Annotated in this window: 18 protein-coding genes; 10 read left to right on the top strand and 8 right to left on the bottom strand. The window is 74.1% G+C overall.

The genetic code is table 11. The features are described 5' to 3' along the window. Window positions 1–68: 68 nt before the first annotated feature. Window positions 69–431 carry a hypothetical protein gene (locus ABTY04_RS35360; RefSeq protein ID WP_352217548.1) on the bottom strand — a complete coding sequence of 121 codons (363 nt, stop codon included), beginning with the start codon at window positions 429–431 and terminating at the stop codon, window positions 69–71. 299 nt (window positions 432–730) lie between these two features. Here ABTY04_RS35360 and ABTY04_RS35355 point away from each other — a divergent pair, with 299 nt between their 5' ends. Both ABTY04_RS35355 and ABTY04_RS35350 read left to right on the top strand, forming a co-directional pair. Further along, complete coding sequence (locus ABTY04_RS35355; RefSeq protein ID WP_352217547.1) at window positions 731–1,294, top strand: TetR/AcrR family transcriptional regulator; 564 nt, start codon at window positions 731–733, stop codon at window positions 1,292–1,294. Window positions 1,295–1,581: 287 nt separating this feature from the next. After that, entirely contained in the window at window positions 1,582–3,312 is a 1,731-nt protein-coding gene (locus ABTY04_RS35350; RefSeq protein ID WP_502996783.1) for a sensor histidine kinase, read from the top strand. A 12-nt stretch (window positions 3,313–3,324) separates the two neighbouring features. Here ABTY04_RS35350 and ABTY04_RS35345 read toward each other — a convergent pair whose 3' ends face one another. Continuing rightward, entirely contained in the window at window positions 3,325–3,831 is a 507-nt protein-coding gene (locus tag ABTY04_RS35345) for a pyridoxamine 5'-phosphate oxidase family protein (RefSeq protein ID WP_352217545.1), read from the bottom strand. 135 nt (window positions 3,832–3,966) lie between these two features. Further along, complete coding sequence (locus tag ABTY04_RS35340; RefSeq protein ID WP_352217544.1) at window positions 3,967–4,293, bottom strand: STAS domain-containing protein; 327 nt, start codon at window positions 4,291–4,293, stop codon at window positions 3,967–3,969. Window positions 4,294–4,558: 265 nt separating this feature from the next. Between ABTY04_RS35340 and ABTY04_RS35335 the strand changes: the two genes are divergently transcribed. From ABTY04_RS35335 to ABTY04_RS35325, 3 genes are all read left to right on the top strand, one after another. Beyond that, window positions 4,559–5,290 (top strand): response regulator transcription factor, encoded by a 732-nt coding sequence (locus ABTY04_RS35335; RefSeq protein ID WP_352217543.1) that lies wholly within the window; start codon window positions 4,559–4,561, stop codon window positions 5,288–5,290. A 49-nt stretch (window positions 5,291–5,339) separates the two neighbouring features. Then, a complete protein-coding gene (locus ABTY04_RS35330; RefSeq protein ID WP_352217542.1) occupies window positions 5,340–5,462 on the top strand; it encodes a hypothetical protein in 123 nt (40 codons plus the stop codon). 159 nt (window positions 5,463–5,621) lie between these two features. Then, complete coding sequence (locus ABTY04_RS35325; protein ID WP_352217541.1) at window positions 5,622–6,314, top strand: response regulator; 693 nt, start codon at window positions 5,622–5,624, stop codon at window positions 6,312–6,314. 21 nt (window positions 6,315–6,335) lie between these two features. On the opposite strand, the gene ABTY04_RS35320 is transcribed toward ABTY04_RS35325, so the two are convergent. Next, complete coding sequence (locus ABTY04_RS35320; RefSeq protein WP_352217540.1) at window positions 6,336–8,069, bottom strand: sensor histidine kinase; 1,734 nt, start codon at window positions 8,067–8,069, stop codon at window positions 6,336–6,338. Between the two features lie 926 nt (window positions 8,070–8,995). Between ABTY04_RS35320 and ABTY04_RS35315 the strand changes: the two genes are divergently transcribed. From ABTY04_RS35315 to ABTY04_RS35300, 4 genes are all read left to right on the top strand, one after another. Next, window positions 8,996–9,988: an Acg family FMN-binding oxidoreductase gene (locus ABTY04_RS35315; protein WP_352217539.1), complete on the top strand. Its 993-nt coding sequence runs from the start codon at window positions 8,996–8,998 to the stop codon at window positions 9,986–9,988. 223 nt (window positions 9,989–10,211) lie between these two features. Then, window positions 10,212–10,859 carry an ATP-binding cassette domain-containing protein gene (locus tag ABTY04_RS35310; RefSeq protein ID WP_352217538.1) on the top strand — a complete coding sequence of 216 codons (648 nt, stop codon included), beginning with the start codon at window positions 10,212–10,214 and terminating at the stop codon, window positions 10,857–10,859. Next, window positions 10,856–11,728, top strand: coding sequence for a metal ABC transporter permease (locus ABTY04_RS35305; RefSeq protein ID WP_352217537.1), 873 nt, complete (start codon window positions 10,856–10,858; stop codon window positions 11,726–11,728). Before ABTY04_RS35310 ends, ABTY04_RS35305 begins: the two co-directional genes overlap by 4 nt. Continuing rightward, entirely contained in the window at window positions 11,686–12,552 is an 867-nt protein-coding gene (locus tag ABTY04_RS35300; RefSeq protein WP_352217536.1) for a metal ABC transporter substrate-binding protein, read from the top strand. Before ABTY04_RS35305 ends, ABTY04_RS35300 begins: the two co-directional genes overlap by 43 nt. 63 nt (window positions 12,553–12,615) lie before the next feature. Here the strand turns inward: ABTY04_RS35300 and ABTY04_RS35295 are convergent, their stop codons facing one another. The 3 genes from ABTY04_RS35295 to ABTY04_RS35285 form a co-directional block, all read right to left on the bottom strand. Continuing rightward, on the bottom strand, window positions 12,616–13,350 hold the full coding sequence (locus ABTY04_RS35295) for a DJ-1/PfpI family protein (RefSeq protein ID WP_352217561.1): 735 nt from the start codon (window positions 13,348–13,350) through the stop codon (window positions 12,616–12,618). 100 nt (window positions 13,351–13,450) lie between these two features. Then, window positions 13,451–15,154, bottom strand: a complete 1,704-nt coding sequence (locus tag ABTY04_RS35290) for a class I adenylate-forming enzyme family protein (RefSeq protein ID WP_352217535.1) — start codon at window positions 15,152–15,154, stop codon at window positions 13,451–13,453. Next, the gene (locus tag ABTY04_RS35285) at window positions 15,151–16,935 is read right to left on the bottom strand and encodes a CoA transferase (RefSeq protein WP_352217534.1); all 1,785 of its coding nucleotides are present in this window, start codon (window positions 16,933–16,935) and stop codon (window positions 15,151–15,153) included. The genes ABTY04_RS35290 and ABTY04_RS35285 overlap by 4 nt, the downstream gene beginning before the upstream one ends. A 144-nt stretch (window positions 16,936–17,079) precedes the next feature. Between ABTY04_RS35285 and ABTY04_RS35280 the strand changes: the two genes are divergently transcribed. Further along, a complete protein-coding gene (locus tag ABTY04_RS35280; RefSeq protein ID WP_352217533.1) occupies window positions 17,080–18,291 on the top strand; it encodes an acyl-CoA dehydrogenase family protein in 1,212 nt (403 codons plus the stop codon). A 31-nt stretch (window positions 18,292–18,322) separates the two neighbouring features. Here ABTY04_RS35280 and tsaD read toward each other — a convergent pair whose 3' ends face one another. Continuing rightward, window positions 18,323–19,411, bottom strand: a complete 1,089-nt coding sequence (gene tsaD / locus ABTY04_RS35275) for a tRNA (adenosine(37)-N6)-threonylcarbamoyltransferase complex transferase subunit TsaD (protein WP_352217560.1) — start codon at window positions 19,409–19,411, stop codon at window positions 18,323–18,325. Between the last annotated feature and the right edge of the window lie 330 nt (window positions 19,412–19,741).

Below are 19,741 nucleotides of genomic sequence, written 5' to 3'. Positions count from 1 at the left end.
GGCGCTCGGCCGCCCCTCCGCTCCAGCCTACCGAGGCGCGGCGGACCGGAGCAGGGGTGCGCAGCGGGTCAGGGACAGCGGTCGACCCTCACCTGGTTGACGATCTTGTTGGCCGACACGAACCCGCGGACGAAGTTCAGGCGGCCGCTGTACGGGTTGTATCCGGCCCCTTCGACGAAGAACCAGCGGTTGGTGCCGTTGGCCCACGCTCCGTCGCGCCAGCAGCGCATGGTCACGGGGGCTCCGCCGAAGATGCCGCCGATGAGGGCCTGCGGAGCGAAGGGGCTGTCGTACGCGGGTGTCAGGCTGTTGGTCTTGGGTGTGGCGGCCTCGGCCGGGGTGGTGACGGCCAGGGCCAGAGCAGCGCCGAGCGCGCCGGCCGACGCCAGCCGCCCCCAGCGCCGCAACTGCTGCCTGTGGATGGACTTCACGTGCGTGGTTCCCCCTCACTGTGGTGCGGAACGGGCCGAAAGCAGCCCGCGGCTGACCGATTCTGGCCGCCGCCGACCGGCGTGTCAGGTGGCCGGACCCGGCGCGTGGAAGCGCACTCACCATGCGGCGCACCACCATGCGCCCCTCCCTCGAAACGGCCACGCCGCGCACCCGCGCCGGCCAGGCTGCGAACGCGGCCGGAAGGGCCTGTCCGACTGGAAGTCCGGTCAGGAAGCGTCGGTGCGCCACGGGCACCCGGGTAGGGTGTCCGCTTGTGGCGGACCGTCGAACAGCAATCATGGAAGGGGCCGCGCGGGTCATCGCCCGACGCGGCGTGCGCGGCCTGCGCGTGGAGGAACTCGCGGCCGAAGCTGGCGTGTCCACGGCGTTGATCTACTACCACTTCAAGGACCGCGCCGGAATCCTGCGCGCGACCTTGGAGTTCATCAACGACCGCGCCGGGCGGTACACCACGGAGCGGGAGCCCGACGCTCCCCCGCTCGACGCCCGGGACGAGCTGGAGGCGACCCTCCTCCTCGAATTCCAGGACAGCCCCGAGGTGCGCGAGAACAGCACGGCCTGGGGAGAGCTCCGGGCGACTGCGGTGTTCGATCCCGACCTGCGCGAGGACCTGGCCCGCGCCACGCGCACATGGGTCCGGGAAGTGGGCGAACTGCTGGGCCGGGTGCAGCCCATGGCGGGAGCCGCGGCGGTCGCCGAAGCCGCCGAGCGCCTGACGGCCCTGGTGGAAGGCCTGAGCTCACGCCGGCTCAGCGGCGGCCTGCCACTGGTGCACGCGCGCGAGCTGATGACCGCGGCCATCGCGACCGAACTCCGGCACCTGGCACAGCCGGTCCGGTAGGCGGTACCGCGCAGCCACCCTCCGCACCTTGACCGGGATTTCAGCCAATGCCGCGGAGTCGGGTGACATGCCCACGGGTTCGCGGCGCCCTCCCCGCCCGCCGCGGCGGGCGCGCCGCTGCCGGACGATCCGGAGCGCCCTGCCGATCGCGTACGGCGGCGGCAGCCCGCACCGCGGCAGCGGGGGCACGCCGGGGTCGGGCCGCCGCAACCGGCCAACAGGGCCGCCGGGCCCGGGCCCGCTCGGTACGCTTGCCCGAACCGCAAGGGCAGGCGCAGAAGGGGCTGATGGGCGTGGCGGATCCGTTGCCGCAGGTACCACGGATGCAGCTGGACGAGCTGCTGGAGGAACTGCAGGCCCGGATCAACGCCGTACGCGGCACCCGGGACCGCGTGCACAGCCTCCTGGAGGCGGTCGTCTCCGTCGGCCGGGAACTGGACCTCTCCCAGGTCCTGCGCCGCATCGTGGAGGCCGCCGCACTCCTCGTCGAGGCGGACTACGGTGCGCTGGGCGTGATCGGACCCGACGGCCGGACCCTGTCCCAGTTCCTCACCGTGGGGCTCAGCGACGAGCAGTCGGCCCGGATCGGCGCACTGCCCGCCGGACACGGGCTGTTGGGCGAGGTCATCCGCCACCCCGAACCCCTGCGGCTCACCGAGCTGGGCGCGCACACCGCCTCGGTCGGTTTCCCGGCCGACCACCCGCCGATGCGCACCTTCCTCGGCGTGCCGATCCGGGTACGCGACGAGGTCTTCGGAAACCTCTACCTGACGGACAAGCGCGGCGGGCAGGACTTCGACACCGAGGACGAGGCGGTCATCTCCACGCTCTCCGTCGCCGCCGGGGTCGCCATCGACAACGCCCGTCTGTACGAGGGGTCCCAGCGCCAGCAGCGCTGGCTGCAGGCGAACGCCGAGATCACCAACAGCCTGCTGTCGGGGAACTCCCGGACCGAGGTGCTGGAGCTCATGGCCCTTCGCGCGCGGGAGATCACCGGCGCCGAGATCGCCGACATCGCCATCCCTCTGGAGAGCACCGGCGACCTGGTCGTGGAGCTCTCGGCCGGCCCCGGCTGCGCATTACGGCAGGGGTCGGTCATACCGGTGGAGGGCAGCCTGCCCGGGGCCGCGTACAAGAGCGGCAGCCCCGTCACGACGGCGAGCCTCGCCTCGGACGACTTCCACGGCTGTGCCCGGCAGCCGGGGTCGCCGGGGCCCGCGGTGGCCGTCCCCCTCGGCACCGCCGCCGGTGACGGGCGCGGCGTGCTGCTCCTGGCCCGGGCGGCGGGGCAGCCCCTGTTCACGGACGGCGAGCTCGAACCGCTGGTCGCGTTCGCCGGGCAGGCGGCGCTGGCTCTGGAGCTGGCCGAACGGCGGCGCGACGCCGAACAGATAGCGCTCCTGGAGGAGCGCGACCGGATCGCCCGCGATCTGCACGACCTGGCCATCCAGCGGCTGTTCGCCACGGGGATGACGCTGCAGAGTGCCGCCCGGCTGGTGGACCACGCGGGTGCGGCGGAGCGCGTGGGGCGGGCGGTGGACGACCTGGACGAGACAATCAAGATCATCCGATCCACGATCTTCGGGCTTCGCGCCCAGGACCCGGGCACGGGTCCCGGACTGCGGGCCCGGGCGGCCCGTGCGGTCGGCGAGGCGAGCGGGGCGCTCGGCCATCCGCCCCGCCTCAGCATGGAAGGGCTGCTCGACACCGACGTACCGGCCCGTGTGGCCGACCACGCCATGGCCGCACTGACCGAGCTGCTGAGCAACGCCGCCCGGCACGCGCACGCGACCCGGGTGGGCGTGACGCTCAAGGCGACCGGGGACGAGATGGTCCTGACGGTGACGGACAACGGCCGGGGCATCCCGGCCCAGGGCCGGCGCAGCGGACTGCGCAATCTCGACGAGCGGGCCCGCAGCCTCGGCGGCACCTTCACCGTGGAGCAGCCGGCCGGCGGCGGCAGCCGGCTCGTCTGGCGCGCCCCGCTCACGGGTGACAACGCCGGTTGCGGGCTTTGAGGGTCCGCGGGGTCAGCCGCCGCAGGCGGCCGGTTCCGGATCCGGGTCCGGCTCCGGCTCCGGCTCCAGGCGGAAGCCCGTGATCAGGGCCGGCGTGATCCGCCAGGCCGTCGACATCCCCTGGCCCACCCAGGGCCGCAGCCGCGCCGCGTAGCCGGCCAGCTCCTGCGGATCCGCCACGGGACGCGCGTACCCGGTGACGACCACGCTCCAGCCCAGGTGCGTGCCGGGGTCGATCGCGTCGGCCTCGTAGGCGACGACGACGCCCGAAACGTCGGGTGGCGCCGCCAGGGCGGCCAGGGCGCTGCCGTCGTGCAGTTGCAGGATGATGTCCTCGCCCTCGACCAGGTGGTTGACCGGCCGGACCGCGGGCAGCGCGTGCTGCGTGAAGACGATGCGCCCGAGCGACACGGTGCCCAGAAGCCTCATGGCCTCCGCCCGGTCCACCTGCTCCAGGTGCCGCGGCGGCACCTGGTCCTGGTTGCGGGCTTCCGCTGCCCCCGTGGGCTTGAGATCCATGATCCGCACCTCTGCTCGTCCCCCGTCTGCTGAACCCGCCCTGCCGGGCGTGTGACTCTCGCCCAGCCTCACCCCTGACGCCTGCGCGACGACAGGGCCGAACGGTCCCCTCCGGGTGGCGCGAAAGGACGGACTTCAGGATCCGGAACTCAGGAGGACCCGGTCGGCGCCCAGGACCCGCATCGACACGGCCGTCATGTGGGGCACCCGGGTGAGCCTGAGGCGCGTGCCGCCGGCCGTGCACCGCTGATGTATCCGCAGCAGCAGGTCGATCCCCGAGCTGTCGCAGAAGGTGAGGCCGGACAGGTCCATGTCGAGCTGCGGCCCGGAAGCCTCGGCGAGCTGCATGAGCCGCGGCTCGATCTGTGAACTCGCGTGGAAGTCGAGTTCACCGTCGAGGGTCACCGACAGGCCGGTGTTCTCGCCGGCCCCGCATCTCAGGGCGATCAGACGTCTGGGCATGGTGACCCCTTCCTGTGCCGTCGGCCGCCGGACGGCCGCTGCGTTCCCCGTGCTCACGTACAGCTCACCGCACGGGGTCGGACCGCAGGAAGGACCATGCGCCCCTGCGGCAGGGCCAAAGGTCCCTCCCTCCCGCGACATGGGGCCCCGGGCGGTGACGTGCACCGGAACAGGGCCGATCGGCCCTGTCCGAACGGCCCTGCGGGCAGGCACGATGCCGGTGTCCGCGTCCACTGCGGCACACCCTCGGCGAAGGAGTCCTCGCATGGCGGCCAGCCCTGCACCCCTCGGCTCGCAGCATCCGATCCGCGTCTTCCTCCTCGACGACCACGAAGTGGTGCGGCGGGGCGTGCACGACCTGCTGGAGGCGGAGCCCGACCTGGAGGTGGTCGGCGAGGCCGGCACCGTGGCACAGGCGCTGGTCCGAGTGCCGGCCACCCGCCCGCAGGTCGCCGTCCTCGACGTCCGGCTGCCGGACGGTGACGGCGTCAGCGTCTGCCGCGAGCTGCGCTCGCGGATGCCCGGGCTCGCGTGTCTGATGCTCACCTCGTTCGACGACGAGGAGGCCCTGCTGGACGCGGTCATGGCCGGGGCATCGGGCTACGTCCTCAAGCAGATCACCGGCACCGACCTGGTCTCCGCCGTGCGTACCGTCGCCGCCGGCCAGTCGATGCTCGACCCGGGCGCCACGGCCCGCCTGATGGCCCGGATCCGGGGCGACTCCCCCAAGGAGGAGGAGCCGCCCGGGCTTCCGGGCCTGTCCGACCGGGACCGCGAGATCCTGATCATGGTGAGTGAGGGGCTCACCAACCGGGAGATCGGCAAGAAGATCCATCTCGCGGAGAAGACGGTCAAGAACGTCATCTCGCGGCTCTTCGCCAAGCTGGGGGTGGAGCGCCGCGTCCAGGCCGCCGTCATCGCCAGCCACCTCCTGGTCCCGCCCTCCCGGAAGCCGGGCGCGCCGGGCACCTGGCCCGAGGGCGCTCGACGCCTCTGAGCGTCCACGTCAGGAGCCCGTACGGGCCTGTGAGTTCGATGCGCCGACCGTGCTTGAGCTGCTGGAGGCCGATCCGGGGTTCGCGGCGGCGGCGGGCAACCGGGTGGGGCACGTGCTCGCCCACCGCCTGCAGGCGGCGCGCACCCGGCTGCTCGGTCCGTACGCCCCGTAGGGCAGCGGCAGCACAGGCTGAATCCGGGCGGCGCCGCGGCCCCGGCCGGACCGCGCCTTCCACGGCGCCCGGGTGCCGTGGCCGGAGGGTGCCTTTCCCTCCGGCTTGAGACAATGCGTACGACACGCGAAAAGAGCGGACCGATCACAGGGGCCACGCATGTCCGACGCAGCGACCGCCGCCGCCGAGGCGCCGATCAGGGTCTTCCTCCTGGACGACCACGAGGTCGTCCGCCGGGGCCTGCACGACCTCCTCGACGCCGAACCTGACATCGAGGTGGTCGGCGAGGCCTCCACCGCCGAGCAGGCGCTGGCCCGTGGTCCCGCACTGCGCCCCCACGTCGCGGTGCTCGACGTCCGGCTGCCCGACGGCGACGGCATCGGCGTGTGCCGGGAGCTGCGCTCGCGCATGCCGGAGCTGGCCTGCCTGATGCTGACGTCGTTCGACGACGAGGACGCGCTGCTCGACGCGATCATGGCAGGAGCGGCCGGGTACGTCCTCAAGCAGATCAAGGGGTCCGACCTGGTGTCGGCGGTGCGGACCGTCGCGTCGGGCCAGTCCATGCTCGACCCGGCGACGACGGCCCGGCTGATTCACCGCCTGCGGGATCCGCAGGCGGTGAAGGCTCCGGTGGACGCACGGCTGGAAGGGCTCACCGAGCGGGAGCGCTCCGTCCTGGAACTCATCGGTGACGGGCTCACCAACCGGCAGATCGCACAAGAGCTGTACCTGTCGGAGAAGACGGTCAAGAACCACATCTCCCGGCTGCTCGGCAAGCTGGGCGTGGAGCGGCGTGTCCAGGCGGCCGTCATCGCGGCGGAAGTACGCGAGCACGACAAGGGCGGGCACTGAGGCGGCGCGCGTCCGCCGGGCTCAGCCGGTGGCCTCGGTGAGCGGCACCCGCCACTGCAGGGCGGTACCCCTGGCCCGCAGGCCCGGGGTCGAGACCGACAGCTCGCCGCCCAGCCGCTCGGCGCGTTCGGCCAGGTTGCGCAGTCCACTGCGCCGGCCGCCCTCCGGCATGCCGACCCCGTCGTCGGTCACCGACACGGTGAGCACGCCGTCCGCGGCTGCGATGGCGACCTCGGCGGACGTGGCCCCGGCGTGGCGGGCCACATTGGTCAGGGCCTCCCCGATCACGGCGAGCACCTCGTCGGCCAGGGCGGTGGACACCTCCGTGTCGATGAGGCCTTCCATGCGCAGGGCCGGCGCGAATCCGAGCGTTGCGGCCGCCTCGTCCATGGCCCGGACGGCCCGGAGCCTGAGCTTCGGTGCCACCCCGGGTACCTCGTGCTCGCGGAGGCCGAAGATCGTCGACCTGATGATCTTGATGGTGGCGTCCAGGTCGTCGATCGCCCGGGCCAGCCGTTCGGCTGCTTGCGGGTGCTCGACGAAGCGTTGGGCGCTCTGGAGCGTCATACCGGTGGCGAAGAGCCGCTGGATCGCCAGATCGTGCAGGTCACGGGCGATCCGGTCGTGGTCTTCGAGCAGGCTCATCTGTTCCGCGTCCCGCCGCCGGTCGGCGAGTTCCAGTGCGAGCGCCGCCTGGCCGGCGAAACCCGGCAGTGCAGCGACCTCCGCGGCCGCGAACGGCGCGCGGCCCCGGCGACGGGCCAGCATCAGGACGCCGCTCATCTTCTCCTTGGTGCCGACCGTGACGGCGACGGCCGGACCGAAGCCCGTCCAGCGCTCCGCCTGTACGGTGACCCGCCCGTCGCTCTCGACGTCCGCAACCGTGACCAGTCCGTCCTCGGCGAGCGCCGCGGCGGCGAGGGTGCCCTCGCTGCTGGGCAGCACGATCCCGCGGTGTGCCTCGGCTCCCTCGCCCAAGGCCAGGGAGCCGCGCAGTTCGCCGTTCTGGCCGACCAGGTAGAAGACGCCCATGTCGGCCTTGGTGATGTCACGGGCCCGTTCCAGCATTCCTTCGAGGACCTGGTCCTCGGCGGAGCCGGAGAGCAGAGCGCTCGTGAAGTCCGAACTGGCGGCCAGCCAGCGCTCCCTCAGCCTGACCTCTTCGAAGAGACGGGCGTTCTCGACGGCGATGCCGGCCGCGACGGCCAGCGTCGACAGGACGGCCTCGTCCTCGGCGTCGAATTCCGACCCGCCCCTCTTCTCGGTCATGTACAGGTTGCCGAAGACCTCGTCGCGGACCCTGATGGGCACGCCCAGGAAGGAGTGCATCGGCGGGTGGTTGGCCGGGAACCCGTACGAGGCGGGGTGCTCGGACAGCTCCGACAGCCGCAGTGGCTCGGGGTGGCGGATCAGCTCCCCCAGGATGCCGTGCCCCGAGGGCAGGTCTCCGATCTGCGCACGGAGCCGCTCGCTGACGCCGACCGTGAGGAACTCGGCGAGCTTCTTGTCTTCGCCGATCACGCCGAGGGCTCCGTACTCCGCGTCCACGAGGACCACGGCCGCCTCGACGATGCCGCGCAGCACCTGCGGCAGATCGAGTTCCCTGCCCACCGACATGACCGCTTCGAGGAGCCCGTTCAACCGGTCCCGGGTGCCGCGCACCTCGTCGATCCGGACCTGGAGCTCGTCGAGCAGCTCGTCCAGCCGCAGTCTCGGAACCCGTGGGCCCGCGGTTTCCGGGCCATCCCCGCCCATGAGTACCTCCGGCTACCGTGCGGATGCGAAACGGCCCGCACGTTCCACGGTAGCCGTCGGCCCCGGCCCGTACCCCCCGGACACGGGCCCGAGGATCCGGCCACGGCGGATTCACCTGACCGGGACGGTGATGACCGGGCAGTGCGCCCGGTGCAGCAGGCCGTCTCCGCCGGCACGCTCCGCCGGGTCTGCAGCAGCGCCGCCCCGTCCGCGGGCGGGAAGGCCGGCGGCTGCCACACCCACACTCCGCACCCGCACGGTCGAGGACCCCCGCCACGGACGCGCTCTTCTCCGCGTCCTCCTCCACGGTCAGGTCCGGGAATTCGTCGCGGATCTGCCGGGCGACGGAGATCAGGCCCCGCTCGTGCTCGCCGGCGATGGCTTCGACGTCGTCGAGCATCGTCACGACGCCGCCGACGGACCGCAGCACGTTCCACACGTGGAGCAGCCGCAGCGATGCCCTGCGCAGCTCGGCCTCCCGCGCGGCGTGGCGGGCGCAGGCGAGGTCGTGCTCGTCCCGGACGCCGACGAGCACCACGCCGGTCCCGGCCTCGGGGTCGGCGCCCCGGACCACGATCACGGGCGTCCTCGCGCCGGCGGCGGTCTTGAGGCCATGGCTCCTCCTCACCGAGGCATGTCGGGGATCGGTTCTCACGGTGGCACCACGGGCCGTGGCCCGCAGGGGGCCGCAGGGGGCACTCGGGGGGCCGAAAGTCCCGGTTTGGGGGTCCACCCGCCCTTTCGCGGGCGGCCCGGCGCCGTCCGGGTCCGGTCGGCCCCGGGAGCGGGCCGTTCGGCCCTCGAAGAACAGGGCGGGCCTGGTGGATCGTGGCTCGTGAGGGCGCCGTGAGGGCGCGCTCACGAGAACCGGTCGGGGAGGTCCCGCCTACCGCGCCGGCCGAAGCCCGCAGAGACAGGACACGGCCATGTCCGCACAGCCGCCCCTCGACACGGCGACCGTCGTGTCGCTCATCGAGGACACCGTCACCGCACCGTCCATGCACAACGCCCAGCCCTGGAAGTTCGTCTTCCGGCAGGGCAGCGGCGCGATCGAGCTGTACGGCGACTCCTCGCGCACCATGCCGCACGCCGACCCGAACCACCGGGCGCTCCATCTGGGCTGCGCCGCCGCCCTGTTCAACCTGCGCGTGGCCGCCGCCCGGGCGGGGTGGGAGCCGGACTGCCGGGTCCTGCCGCGTACGGACGACCCCTGGCTCCTGGCCGAGGTGCGCCTGAGGGAGCCGGTTGCCGCGGAGCACGGGCTCGCGGCGTTCCACCCCGCCCTGCGCCGTCGGCACACCAGCCGCTTCCCCTTCACCGACGAGGAGATCCCGGCGGCGGTCCGGGACGGCCTTCGGGCCGCCGCCCTGTCCGAGGGCTGCAAGCTGATCCTGCCGGACGCCTGGCACACCGAGGCGGTCCTCGGGCTGGTCCACGACTCCGAGTACCGCGAGGCGGCGGACCCGGTCCTGCAAGGCGAGACCGCCGCCTGGATCCGTACCGGCGCGCCGGGCGAAGGTCCCGCCACGGAGGGCATTCCCGTCCGTGCCTTCGGCCCCCGCCAGTCCGGCATGAGCGCGCCCGTCCGGGACTTCGGCGCGTGGCGCCCAGTACCGGACCGCGCGTCGGCCAGCTTCGAACAGCATCCGCAGATCGCTCTGCTCGGTACCTCGGGCGACACGCCCACGGATTGGATGAGGGCCGGCCAGGGCCTGCAGCGCGTCCTGCTCCAGGCCACCCTCGACGGCCTCGTCACCTCCATGACCTCGCAACCCCTGGAGTGGCCCGAGCTGCGCTGGGCGGTCCGCGACCCGAGCGCCGCACTGGGCCAGGTCCACATGGTGATCCGCCTCGGCTACGGCCCCGAGGGACCGGCGACCCCGCGGCGCCCCGCGCAGGACGTGCTCACCGTCGTCTGAGCCGGGCTTCTGCCGTCCGCGTCACCGGTGCACCACGCGGCGGCCGGTGAGCCGGACGGTCCCCCGTGGGGGCCGTCGGTCCCGGTCGTCCGTGCACGCCGTCCGCTCCGCGGCAAAGACGGTCCTCTCCGGGAACCCGCCGGGCCTTCGCCCCGACTACTGCCTTGCAGGAAACGGCGGTGTCGGCAGGCTCGCGCGGTGGGCGCGGGCGGAGGGGCGTGCGATGGGCGGGCTGGATGTACGAATGCGTGGGGTCGCCTGTCGCCATGGCCGCATCGAGGCGGTCGCAGGGGTGGAGCTGGAGATCGCGGCGGGCGAGCGGGTGGCGCTGACCGGGACCAACGGCTCCGGGAAGTCCACGCTGCTGCGCGCCGTGCTGGGGCTGCACCGGCAGATGACGGGAAGCATCGAGGTCGGGGGGCGCGGAACGCGTACCGCGGCCGAGTGGGCGTGGCGGCGGCGGGCCTGCGCGTGGATTCCGCAGAAGCCGGCGACGGGCCGGTTCCCGCTGCTCGGGCGGGAACTGCTGGCGGCCGGGGCGGCCGGTGCAGCGGCCCGCGAGGCCGTGGAGGCGGCCGAGCGGCTGGGCGTGGCGGCGCTGGCGGACCGGCCGCTGCACACCTTGTCGGGGGGCCAGCTCCAGCGCATGTACCTGGCCAGGGCCATCGGGTGCGTCGCCGACAGCGCCGGGGTGCTGCTCGCCGACGAGCCCACCGCCGCGCTGGACTTCGCCGGCCAGGAGGAGGCGGCCGACGTACTGACGTCGCTGCCGGTCACGCTGATCGTGGTGACGCACGACCGGGCACTGGCCGAACGGTGCGACCGGGTACTGGAGATGGCCGCCGGACGGCTGCGCGAGGTGGCCCGGTGACCACGACGCTCGCGACCGCCGATGTCGGGGCGCTGCTCCAGCTGGTGCCCGTCCAGCGCGCCGGGTTCGCGCTGCTGCTCGCCGCGGTGGGACTGCCGGTCGTCGGCGTGGTCATCGTCGGGCTCGACATCATGCCGGTGCGCTTCGCGATGATGCACGTGGCGCTGCTCGGGATCGCCGTCGGGCTCCTGACCGGCCTCGACCCGATGCTGTGCGCGCTGGTCGCCTGCGCCCTGTCGGGTGCGGGGGTCGCACCGCTGGCCCGTACCCCGGCCGGGCTGTCGGGGGCGATGGGGCTGCTCATGAGCCTGGCCATCGCCGCCGCGCTGCTGGTCCTCGCCGTCTCGGGGGTGAACGCCTCCGGGGCGTTCGCGCTGTTGTGGGGGTCGATCCTCTCGGTGGGGACCGCCGACCTCGTCGTCCTCGGGGCGCTCGGGGTCGTCGTACCCGCCCTGTTCCTGTGGCGCCGCCGGGACCTGGCGCTGCTCTTGTACGACCGGGAGCTGGCCCAGTGCTCCGGTGTGCCCGTGGGCGCGCTGACCACCGTGCTGCTCGTGCTGGTCGCGATCGCCGTAGCGGGCGCGATCAAGCTGACCGGCGCGCTGCTGGTCGACGCGCTCACCCTCCTGCCCGCCCTCGCCGCCCGGCGGCTGGGCAGCTCACTCAAGTCGATCACCGTGTGGGCGGTGGGCATCGGCATCACCGTCAACCTGGCGGGATTCCTCACCGCCCTCTGGCTGGACTGGCCCCCGGGACCGGTCCTCGTCCTGACCGCGGGGGCCGTCGTCCTCGCGGTCCATCTCGTACCCGAACGGAGAACCACCTCATGGCGCGCACCCGCGTCCGTACCGCACTCCTCGTCGCACTGAGCGCGGCGCTGCTGCTGACCGCCGGCTGCGGCAACGGCAACGGCAACGGCAACGGCAACGGCAACGGCAACGGCAACGGCACCGAGAACGACACCGGGGCCGATGGCGGTTCGCCGGCCCCGCACGCGGCCGGCGGCAAGGAGCACAAGCCGGTGGTCGTCGTGACCACCACGTGGGAGGGCGCCTTCGCCAAGGCCGCCGGCGCCGAGGACCTCAAGGTGATCGTGCCGCAGTCCGTGCACCACGCCCCCGACTACGACCCCAAGCCCTCCGACCTCGCGGCCGTCGCGGGTGCCGACTTCGTGCTGTACGCGCCGTTCGAGCCGTACGCCGCCAAGATCAAGGAGGCTGCGGGCTCGAAGGCCAAGCTGGTGGAGGTGAACCTGGACAACGACACCGACAAGGTCGGCGTCGAAGTGGCCCGGCTCGGCAAGCTCTTCGGCACCGAGGACGCGGCGGCCCGGTGGAAGACCGGATTCGACGGCGAGTACGCCACCCTGGCCAAGGACGTGCAGGCGGCGGCGGGCGGCAAGAACCCGAACGTGGTGTCCCAGGTCTTCACCGCGTGGGCGGCGAAGCTCGCGGGCGCCACGACGGTCGGCACATACGGCCCGGAGCCGGTCACGCCCGCGCAGCTGGCCGAGCTGTCGCAGAAGAAGCCCGCCCTGGTCCTGGACAACGCGCACATGTCCACCGGCACGGTGCTGCCCGACTCCGGCGCGAAGCAGATCGAGATCGTGAACTATCCCGGGGCAGATCTCGACCTCCTGCCCGTGTACCGGAACGCGGCCGCCGAGCTGAAGAAGGCCATGGGCGCCTCCTGAGGCGGGGCGGGAGGGCATCGCGGGTGCCCTCCCGCCCCGTTCCCGTTCCGTGGCCCGCCGGCGCTACCGGGACCACACCGTGCCGCGGGCCTCGTATTCGAGCATGGCCTCCACGCTCGTCGCCGCGTCCGGCCCGAGTTCGCGGCGTACGAGCCACAGGGCGAGCTCCAGGCCCGAAGTGATGCCTCCGGCGGTGACCAGGTCGCCGTCGTCCACGACCCGCGCGTTCTTCGGCACGCCGCCCTGCGCTTCGAGGTCGGGCCGTGCCTTGTGGTGGGTGGTGCACGGCCGGCCGCGGGTCAGCCCGGCGGCGGAGAGCAGCATGACGCCCGTGCACAGGGCACCGATGGTGAGCCCCGGGCGGGGTGCCGCCTCCAGCGCGCGGGGCAGGGTGCCGCGCCGGATCTCGGCCCATACGCCCGGGTCCTCGCGGCGGGCGTAACCGCCGCCGGGTACGACGACGACGTCCGCCTCGTCCGGAGCCCAGGCGTGCTCGACGGCCACCCGGGTGCCGTACGCCGCCCGTACGAAACCCGGCCGGGCGGCGGTGACGTACCGGACGTCGACGGTCCGGTCCGTGAAGAAGCGCGCGGCCGAGAACACCTCGTACGGGGCGGCGAAGTCGAGCTCCTCCACGCCGTCGAACATGACGACGTGGACACGCCAGGGGCCTCCGCTGCGCGCGGGGGGCCGCTCCGTGGCGGCGGCGGGGGCGCTCGCGCCGAGACCCGTGGCTCCCGCGACGGCGCCGGTGGCGCCGATCGCGGTCGTGGCGCGGAGCACGTCCCTTCGGTTCAGCTGCATGCGTTCTCCTGTGGTGCGATGGGGTGCGGTCGGCCGTACGGCCGCTGGGAGCCCGGTGCCCGGCGTCGGGCGTCGGGCGTCGGGCGGCGGGCGGTCAGCCGGCCTGGGCGAGTCGGGCCGGGGGCGTGGTCCGGGGCTGCGGCAGGTTCGCCGTGATGCCCGCCGTCAGGCGGTCACGGAGAGCGGCCCGGTCCGGCTTGCCGGCGGGGGTCAGCGGCAGGGTGTCCACCACGAGCAGGCGCTCGGGGTGCTTGCGCTGTTCGAGGCCGCGCCGGGTGAGGTGGGCCACGAGGTCCTCCAGGGTCGGGGCGTGCCCGGTGCGCGGGACCACGCAGGCGGCCAGGCGCTCGCCCATCAGCTCGTCCGGCACGCCCACGCACACCACGTCGCGGACGTCCGGGTGGTGGGTGAGTTCGCGTTCCACCTCGGCCGGGCTGATGTTGGCGCCGCCCCGGATGACGATGTCCTTCAGGCGTCCGATCACGTGCAGGACTCCGTCGTCGTCGAGGAACCCGAGGTCGCCGGTGCGCACCCAGCCGTCGGCGGTCCGGTAGCGGGCGTCGAGCTCCGGGGAGCCCACGTAGCACAGCGGGGTCATCGGCCCGCGCGCGGTGATCTCGCCGACCCGGTTGCCGGGCAGCGGCTCGCGACTGTCCGGATCGGTGATCCGGATCTCGGCCACGCGCGGGTCGGGACGGCCGGCGACGACGCCGTGGCCGTCGGCCGGCGGGGTCCTGTGGCCGAGCCCGGTGTGGCAGTTGACGCCGTCGGCCGATCCGTACAGGTTGACCACCGGGCAGCCGAAGGCAGCCGCCGCCGCGGCCGCGGTGGTCTCGTCGAGCGGCGCCCCGCCGAGCACGAGGGCGGTGAGGGCCGGCAGTTCCCCACCCGTCTCGTCGAGCCGTTCGAGCATCATCCGCACCATGGTCGGCACACCCAGGACGTGGGTGGGCTCGTGCTCCCGGATCGCCGCCAGCGCGGCCTCGGGAGTGAAGTGGTCGAGCAGGACGAGGGTGCCGCCGTGCCGTGCCAGCGTCACGGCGGTGCCGTTCGAGCCGAAGGCGGTCGACAGGGGCATGAGGAACAGGCAGCGCGGCCGCGTTCCGTCGGGGATGAGCGAGGCGAGGAAGTTGCCGCGCCCGCCGGCCAGCGCGTTGTGCGAGTACGCGACCATCTTGGGCTCGGCCTCGGATCCGGACGAGACGAGGATGCGGGCGGCGCTGTCGGGGTCGGGACGGGCCGGGGTGAAGCCGGCCGGGTCGGAACGCAGCAGCCGGGACAGCGGAATCGTTCCTTCGGGCGCGGCCCCCGGCCCCGCGGCGATGACGTGCTCCAAGGAGGGCAGGGCCGCGGACAGGGCGTGCAGGCCGGCGGCGTGGCGTATGCCCCGGTGCTCGACGGCCGCGATGGCGGCGACCGCCCCGGCCCGGCGCAGCAGGCTCCCGGCCTCCAGGGTGCCGCGGCCGACCGGAAAGGGCAGGGCGACCGCGCCGAGGGCCGCGAGGGCCAGCTCGGCGACGACGGCGTTCCGGGTGTTGGGCAGCTGGACGCCTACCACGTCGCCCTCGCGTATCCCGAGCTCTCCGAGGCCGGCGGCCAGACAGCGCACCTTGCGGTCCAGCGCGGTGTAACAGAGCTTGCCCTTGGCGTCGAGGACCGCGGTGTGGTGCAGGTCGGCGATCTGGCGGGCGCGGAAGAGGCTGTAGAGGTCGAGGTCCGGGCAGGTGCCGTCGACCACCCAGGAGCGGCGGAGTCCGGCGGGCAGCAGGTCGTGCAGTACGGGCCTGTCAGCGGTCATGCGAAGCTCCAGGGGTCGGGAACGGCGGGGGCACCGTGTGCGTCGCGGCTGATCGAGCCGGCGAAGCGCGGGTCGTGGTGCAGGTCGGACAGGTCGGTGGTGACGGCGGTGGCGCTCAGGCCGTGCCCGCGCAGCAGGGCGAGGGCGTCCTCGGTGCGCAGGCCGCCCAGGTCGTACGCGGCCACGGCCGGGGCACAGTCGTCGCTCGGGGCGATCCAGCCGTCCGCCGTCGCAGACGGGCGGCGGAACCCGGCCGGCCGGCGGGGTTCCTCCCCGCGGGCGGCCCGGCGCAGGGCCGGGCCGGTGAGGACGTCGGCAGCGCCGAGCAGCGAGGAGTCCACGCGTACGCCCCGGCCGCTGCGCTCGCGCAGCAGCAGCCCCGCGAGCACCGCCTCGGCACCGGTCAGTCCGCCCAGCACGTCGAGCAGGGTCATCAGGGAGGGGGCCGGGGGCTCGCCGTGAGGGCGTACGGCCTCGCCGACTCCGGTGCGGGCCTGGACCATGAAGTCCGTGCCCATGGGGGCGTCCGCGATCCGGCCGGCCCAGCCGCTGGTGTACGCGTAGACCAGGGCGGGGTTCACGTCCGTCACGTGCTCGGCGTCCAGGCTCAGTTCGGCCGCCTTGCCCGGCGCCCAGTTGTGCAGGAAGACATCGGCCCCGGCGGCCATGTCGAGCAGCCGCCTGCGGTCCCGCGCGGACTTGATGTCGATCTCCACGGCCTGCTTGCCCCGGTTGAGGGCCAGCCAGCGGGCCGAGATCCCGGAGCAGGCCGGCGGCATGCCGCGCAGCGGGTCGCCGCCCGGGGGCTCGATGCGGATGACCTCGGCTCCGAGCAGCCCGAGCAGGTGCGCGGCGAGCGGGGCCTGGATCCGGCGGCCCGCCTCCAGCACGGTGATCCCGGCCAACGGCCGCCGGTCGGACGACGCCGGGCGGGCCCCGCGCTGCGTACCGCCTTCCTCACCGAGGGATTCCAGCGACCACGGGACGGCTCCGTCCTGCTCGGCGGCCCGCTCCGCGAGGGTACGCAGTGCGCACACGTCGGCCCCGGATGCGGCTGCGGCCTGCCGGATCCGCTCGAAGCCGTGCGCGCGCGTGGTGTCGTGGAGCGCGGCCGGGAAGGGGGCGCAGGCCGTGGCGTAGCGGAACTGGAAGGGCCGCCACCCCGCCCGGACGGCATCCGCGGGCGCGTCCAGTGCACGCCAGAACGCCGCCCACGCTCCCGCGTCCAGGGTCTCCAGCTCGAAGAGGACGCCTTCCGCCGAGGTGAAGGGCGGCCCGCCGGGAGCGGTGTCGGCGGCCTCGCCCTCGTCCGCGCCCGCGGCGGCGAGGTACTGGGAGACGGCCAGCAGACCGGCGCGGTCGGCGCGGGTCGCAACCCTGGCGCAGGCGCCTCCGCGGGCCTGGGCGAGCAGGCCGGCGAGGAGGCCCTGCACGGTGAGGATGCCGGTGGCGGTGGCCGCGTAGTCGGCCGCCAGCCCGTACGGGGCGCCGTCCCGGCGGCCGTGCACGGCCATGATCCCGGTGGCGGCCTGGACGGTGGCCTCGTCGGTGATCCCGGTCCCGCGCCCCGACCAGGCCGTGCGCGCCTCGGCCGCCGCGAAGCCTCCGCCGGTGAGCACGGTCCGGCCGACGGCCGCGTCCTGCGGGGCGGATCCGGCCGGGCTCGCGCCGAGCAGCCGGAGGTGGTCCGTGACCACCCCGGTGAACCGGGCGGGGCCCGAGACGTCGAAGCGGAGCGCGTCGAGTGGCCGGACCGTCCGCATGGTGGCTGGTGACGCCATGCCTCTCCTCTCCGGGCACGGCGGTGGCCGCGCCCGAGGTCGTGTGGAACGCGGGAACTCGGGCGGGCCCGCGCCCGACCAGTTCCACGGAAGAGACAGTCGGACAGCCGTTCCCACGGGTTCCCGGCGAACTGGAGGAAAACCGTGCCGAACCGAGATCGTTCAGACCTCGGCCGCCCCCAAGCGGCCCCGGACGGCGCACAGTTGCGCGAGCGCGTCGAGGAGTTCGTCCGCACCCGGGTGATGCCGTACGAGGCCGTGCTCGACGCGGGCGGGCCCGAGGCGGCGGACGTCCTGGGCCGGCTGCGGCACCGGGCGAAGGAGGCCGGGTTGTGGGCTCTGCCGCTGCCCGCCGAACTCGGCGGCGGCGGCCTGACGTTGGGGCAGTACGCGGAACTCGCGGAGGCGGAGGGCGCGAGCGACCACGGGCCGGCCGCGCTGGGCTCCGCACCGCTGCTCGACGTGACGATGCTGGCGCGGCACGGCGGACCCGAGGTCCGGGAGCGGTACCTCAAGCGGCTCGTCGCCGGGGAGATCCGCACCTGCTACGCGATGAGCGAGCCGGACGTCCCCGGCACGGAACCGCTCCTGACCGGCACCCGGGCCGAGCGGGGGGCGGACGGCGGTTGGCGCGTCACCGGGCGCAAGTGGTTCACCTCTGGTGTCGCGGACGCGGACCTGGTCACCGTCCTGGCCCGCACGGACGGCGCCGCCGGGGACCGGGACGGCCTCTCGCTGGTGCTCGTGTCCACCGACTCGCCCGGATTCCGCGTCGTACGCGAACTCCCCGTACTCGGCGCGGGCGGCCAGTTCGAGATCGAGCTCGACGACGTCCCCGTACCGGATCACCACCTGCTGGGCGAGCCCGGGCAGGCCCTCGCCATCGCGGGCGAACGGCTCCAACTGGGCCGGACGCTCAGGTGCTTGAGGTGGCTCGGTCAAGCCCGGCGCGCCTTCGACCTCATGTGCGAGCGGGCCGTGGCCCGGAGCGGTACGCGCGGACCGCTCGCCGGACACCAGCTCGTCCAGCAGCACGTCTTCGACGCCCTGCTCGCCCTGCGCACCACCCGTCCCCTCGTCCACGAGGCGGTCGCCCTGCTCGACGCCGGGAGGGACGCGCACACCGAGGTGGGCCTGGCCAAGGTCGCCGCGGCACGGATGCTCCAGCAGGTGACGGACGCCGCGATCCAGGTCCACGGCGCGGCCGGGCTGGGCCCGGACACACCGCTGCCCGCCCTGCTCCGCACCGGGCGGGCCGCCAGGATCCTCGACGGCCCGGACGAGCTGCACATCACGTCGGTGGCCCGCCGGGTGCTGCGCGGGTACGGCGACGGGGAATCCGCCGCATGCCGCTGACGCCGCCCGGCCCGGCGCACCCCTGCCCCGCTCAGGCGGCTCCCGCGGCGAGCCGGGCCGCGGGGTGCAGGGCGGCGGGGTGCAGGGCGGCGGGGTGCAGGGCGGCATACTCCAGCGGCGCGGACGCGTCGACGGACACGTCCGGTCGGGCCGGGTCGGCGCCGGCGCGCAGCAGCAGGTCGCCGACGGCGGCGATCATCGCCCCGTTGTCGGTGCACAGGGTCAGCGGCGGCACCCGCAGCTCGACCCCGGCCGCCGCACACCGCTCCTCGGCCAGGGCCCGCACCCGCGAGTTGGCCGCGACGCCGCCCACCACGACCAGCGTCCTCACGTCGTACTCCCGGCAGGCGGCCAACGCCTTGCGGGTGAGCACGTCCGCGACCGCCTCCTGCAGCGACGCGGCACCGTCGGCCAGCGGGATGTCCTCGCCGCTCTGCCGGTACCGCTCGGCCCACCGCGCCGCGGCGGTCTTCAGCCCGGAGAAGGAGAACGCGTACGGATCGTCCTTCGCTCCGCTCAGGGGACGCGGGAAGGCCACCGCACACGGGTCGCCCCCGCGGGCGGTCCGGTCGATCGCGGGCCCGCCCGGGTACGGCAGCCCGAAGACCCGGGCCACCTTGTCGAAGCACTCGCCGGCCGCGTCGTCGACCGTGTCGCCCAAGTGCAGGATGGGGTCGCGCACGAGGTCCCGCACGAGCAGCAGCGAGGTGTGCCCGCCCGACACGATCAGCACCACGCACGGGTTCGGCAGCGCCCCGTGCTCCAGGGTGTCGGCGGCGACATGGCCGGCCAGGTGATGCACCCCGTACAACGGCACCCCGGCCGCGAACGCCAAGGCCTTCGCCCCCGCGAGCCCCACCTGGAGCGCACCGGACAACCCGGGCCCTGTCGTCACGGCGACGGCGTCGATGTCGGCGAGCCGCAGCCCCGCCTGCTCCAGCGCCTCCCGCACGACGGGGTTGAACGCCTGCAGGTGCGCCCGCGCGGCGATCTCCGGCACCACTCCCCCGAACCGCGCGTGCTCGTCCATGCTCGATGCCACGACGTGCGCGAGCAGCCGCCCGCCGGACACGATCCCGGCCCCCGTCTCGTCACACGAGGACTCGATGCCCAGCACCACCGGAGCGCCCACGCCGGCCCCTTTCACACATCAGCAGTTGTTGCAAGTGATGTGCAATAAGATACTGGGTCCGGAGTGCGAGCCCGGCCGCCCGTTCAGGCAGCGGCGGGATCGGCGCTGATGTGGTGGGCCCGGCTCTGGAAGTTCCGTCTCCCGCGCACCCGGCTGAAGCCCGTCCGACGTCCCTCGGGCCCGGCCGCGGCGGGGAGGGAGTGCCCCCGCCGCGGCCTCGGTGACTTCGCACCGGTTCCGGTCGCTCAGCCCACGCGCTCGATGCGCGCCCGCCGGATCAGGTTCTTGCCCGGCTCCCGCACCTGCTCGAACGCCGCA

This window comes from Streptomyces sp. NPDC097981, from assembly GCF_040302565.1.
Taxonomy (GTDB): Bacteria; Actinomycetota; Actinomycetes; order Streptomycetales; family Streptomycetaceae; genus Streptomyces.
The sequence above is the reverse complement of the archived record's forward strand: the minus strand, read 5'-3'. Positions and strand labels throughout refer to the sequence as shown.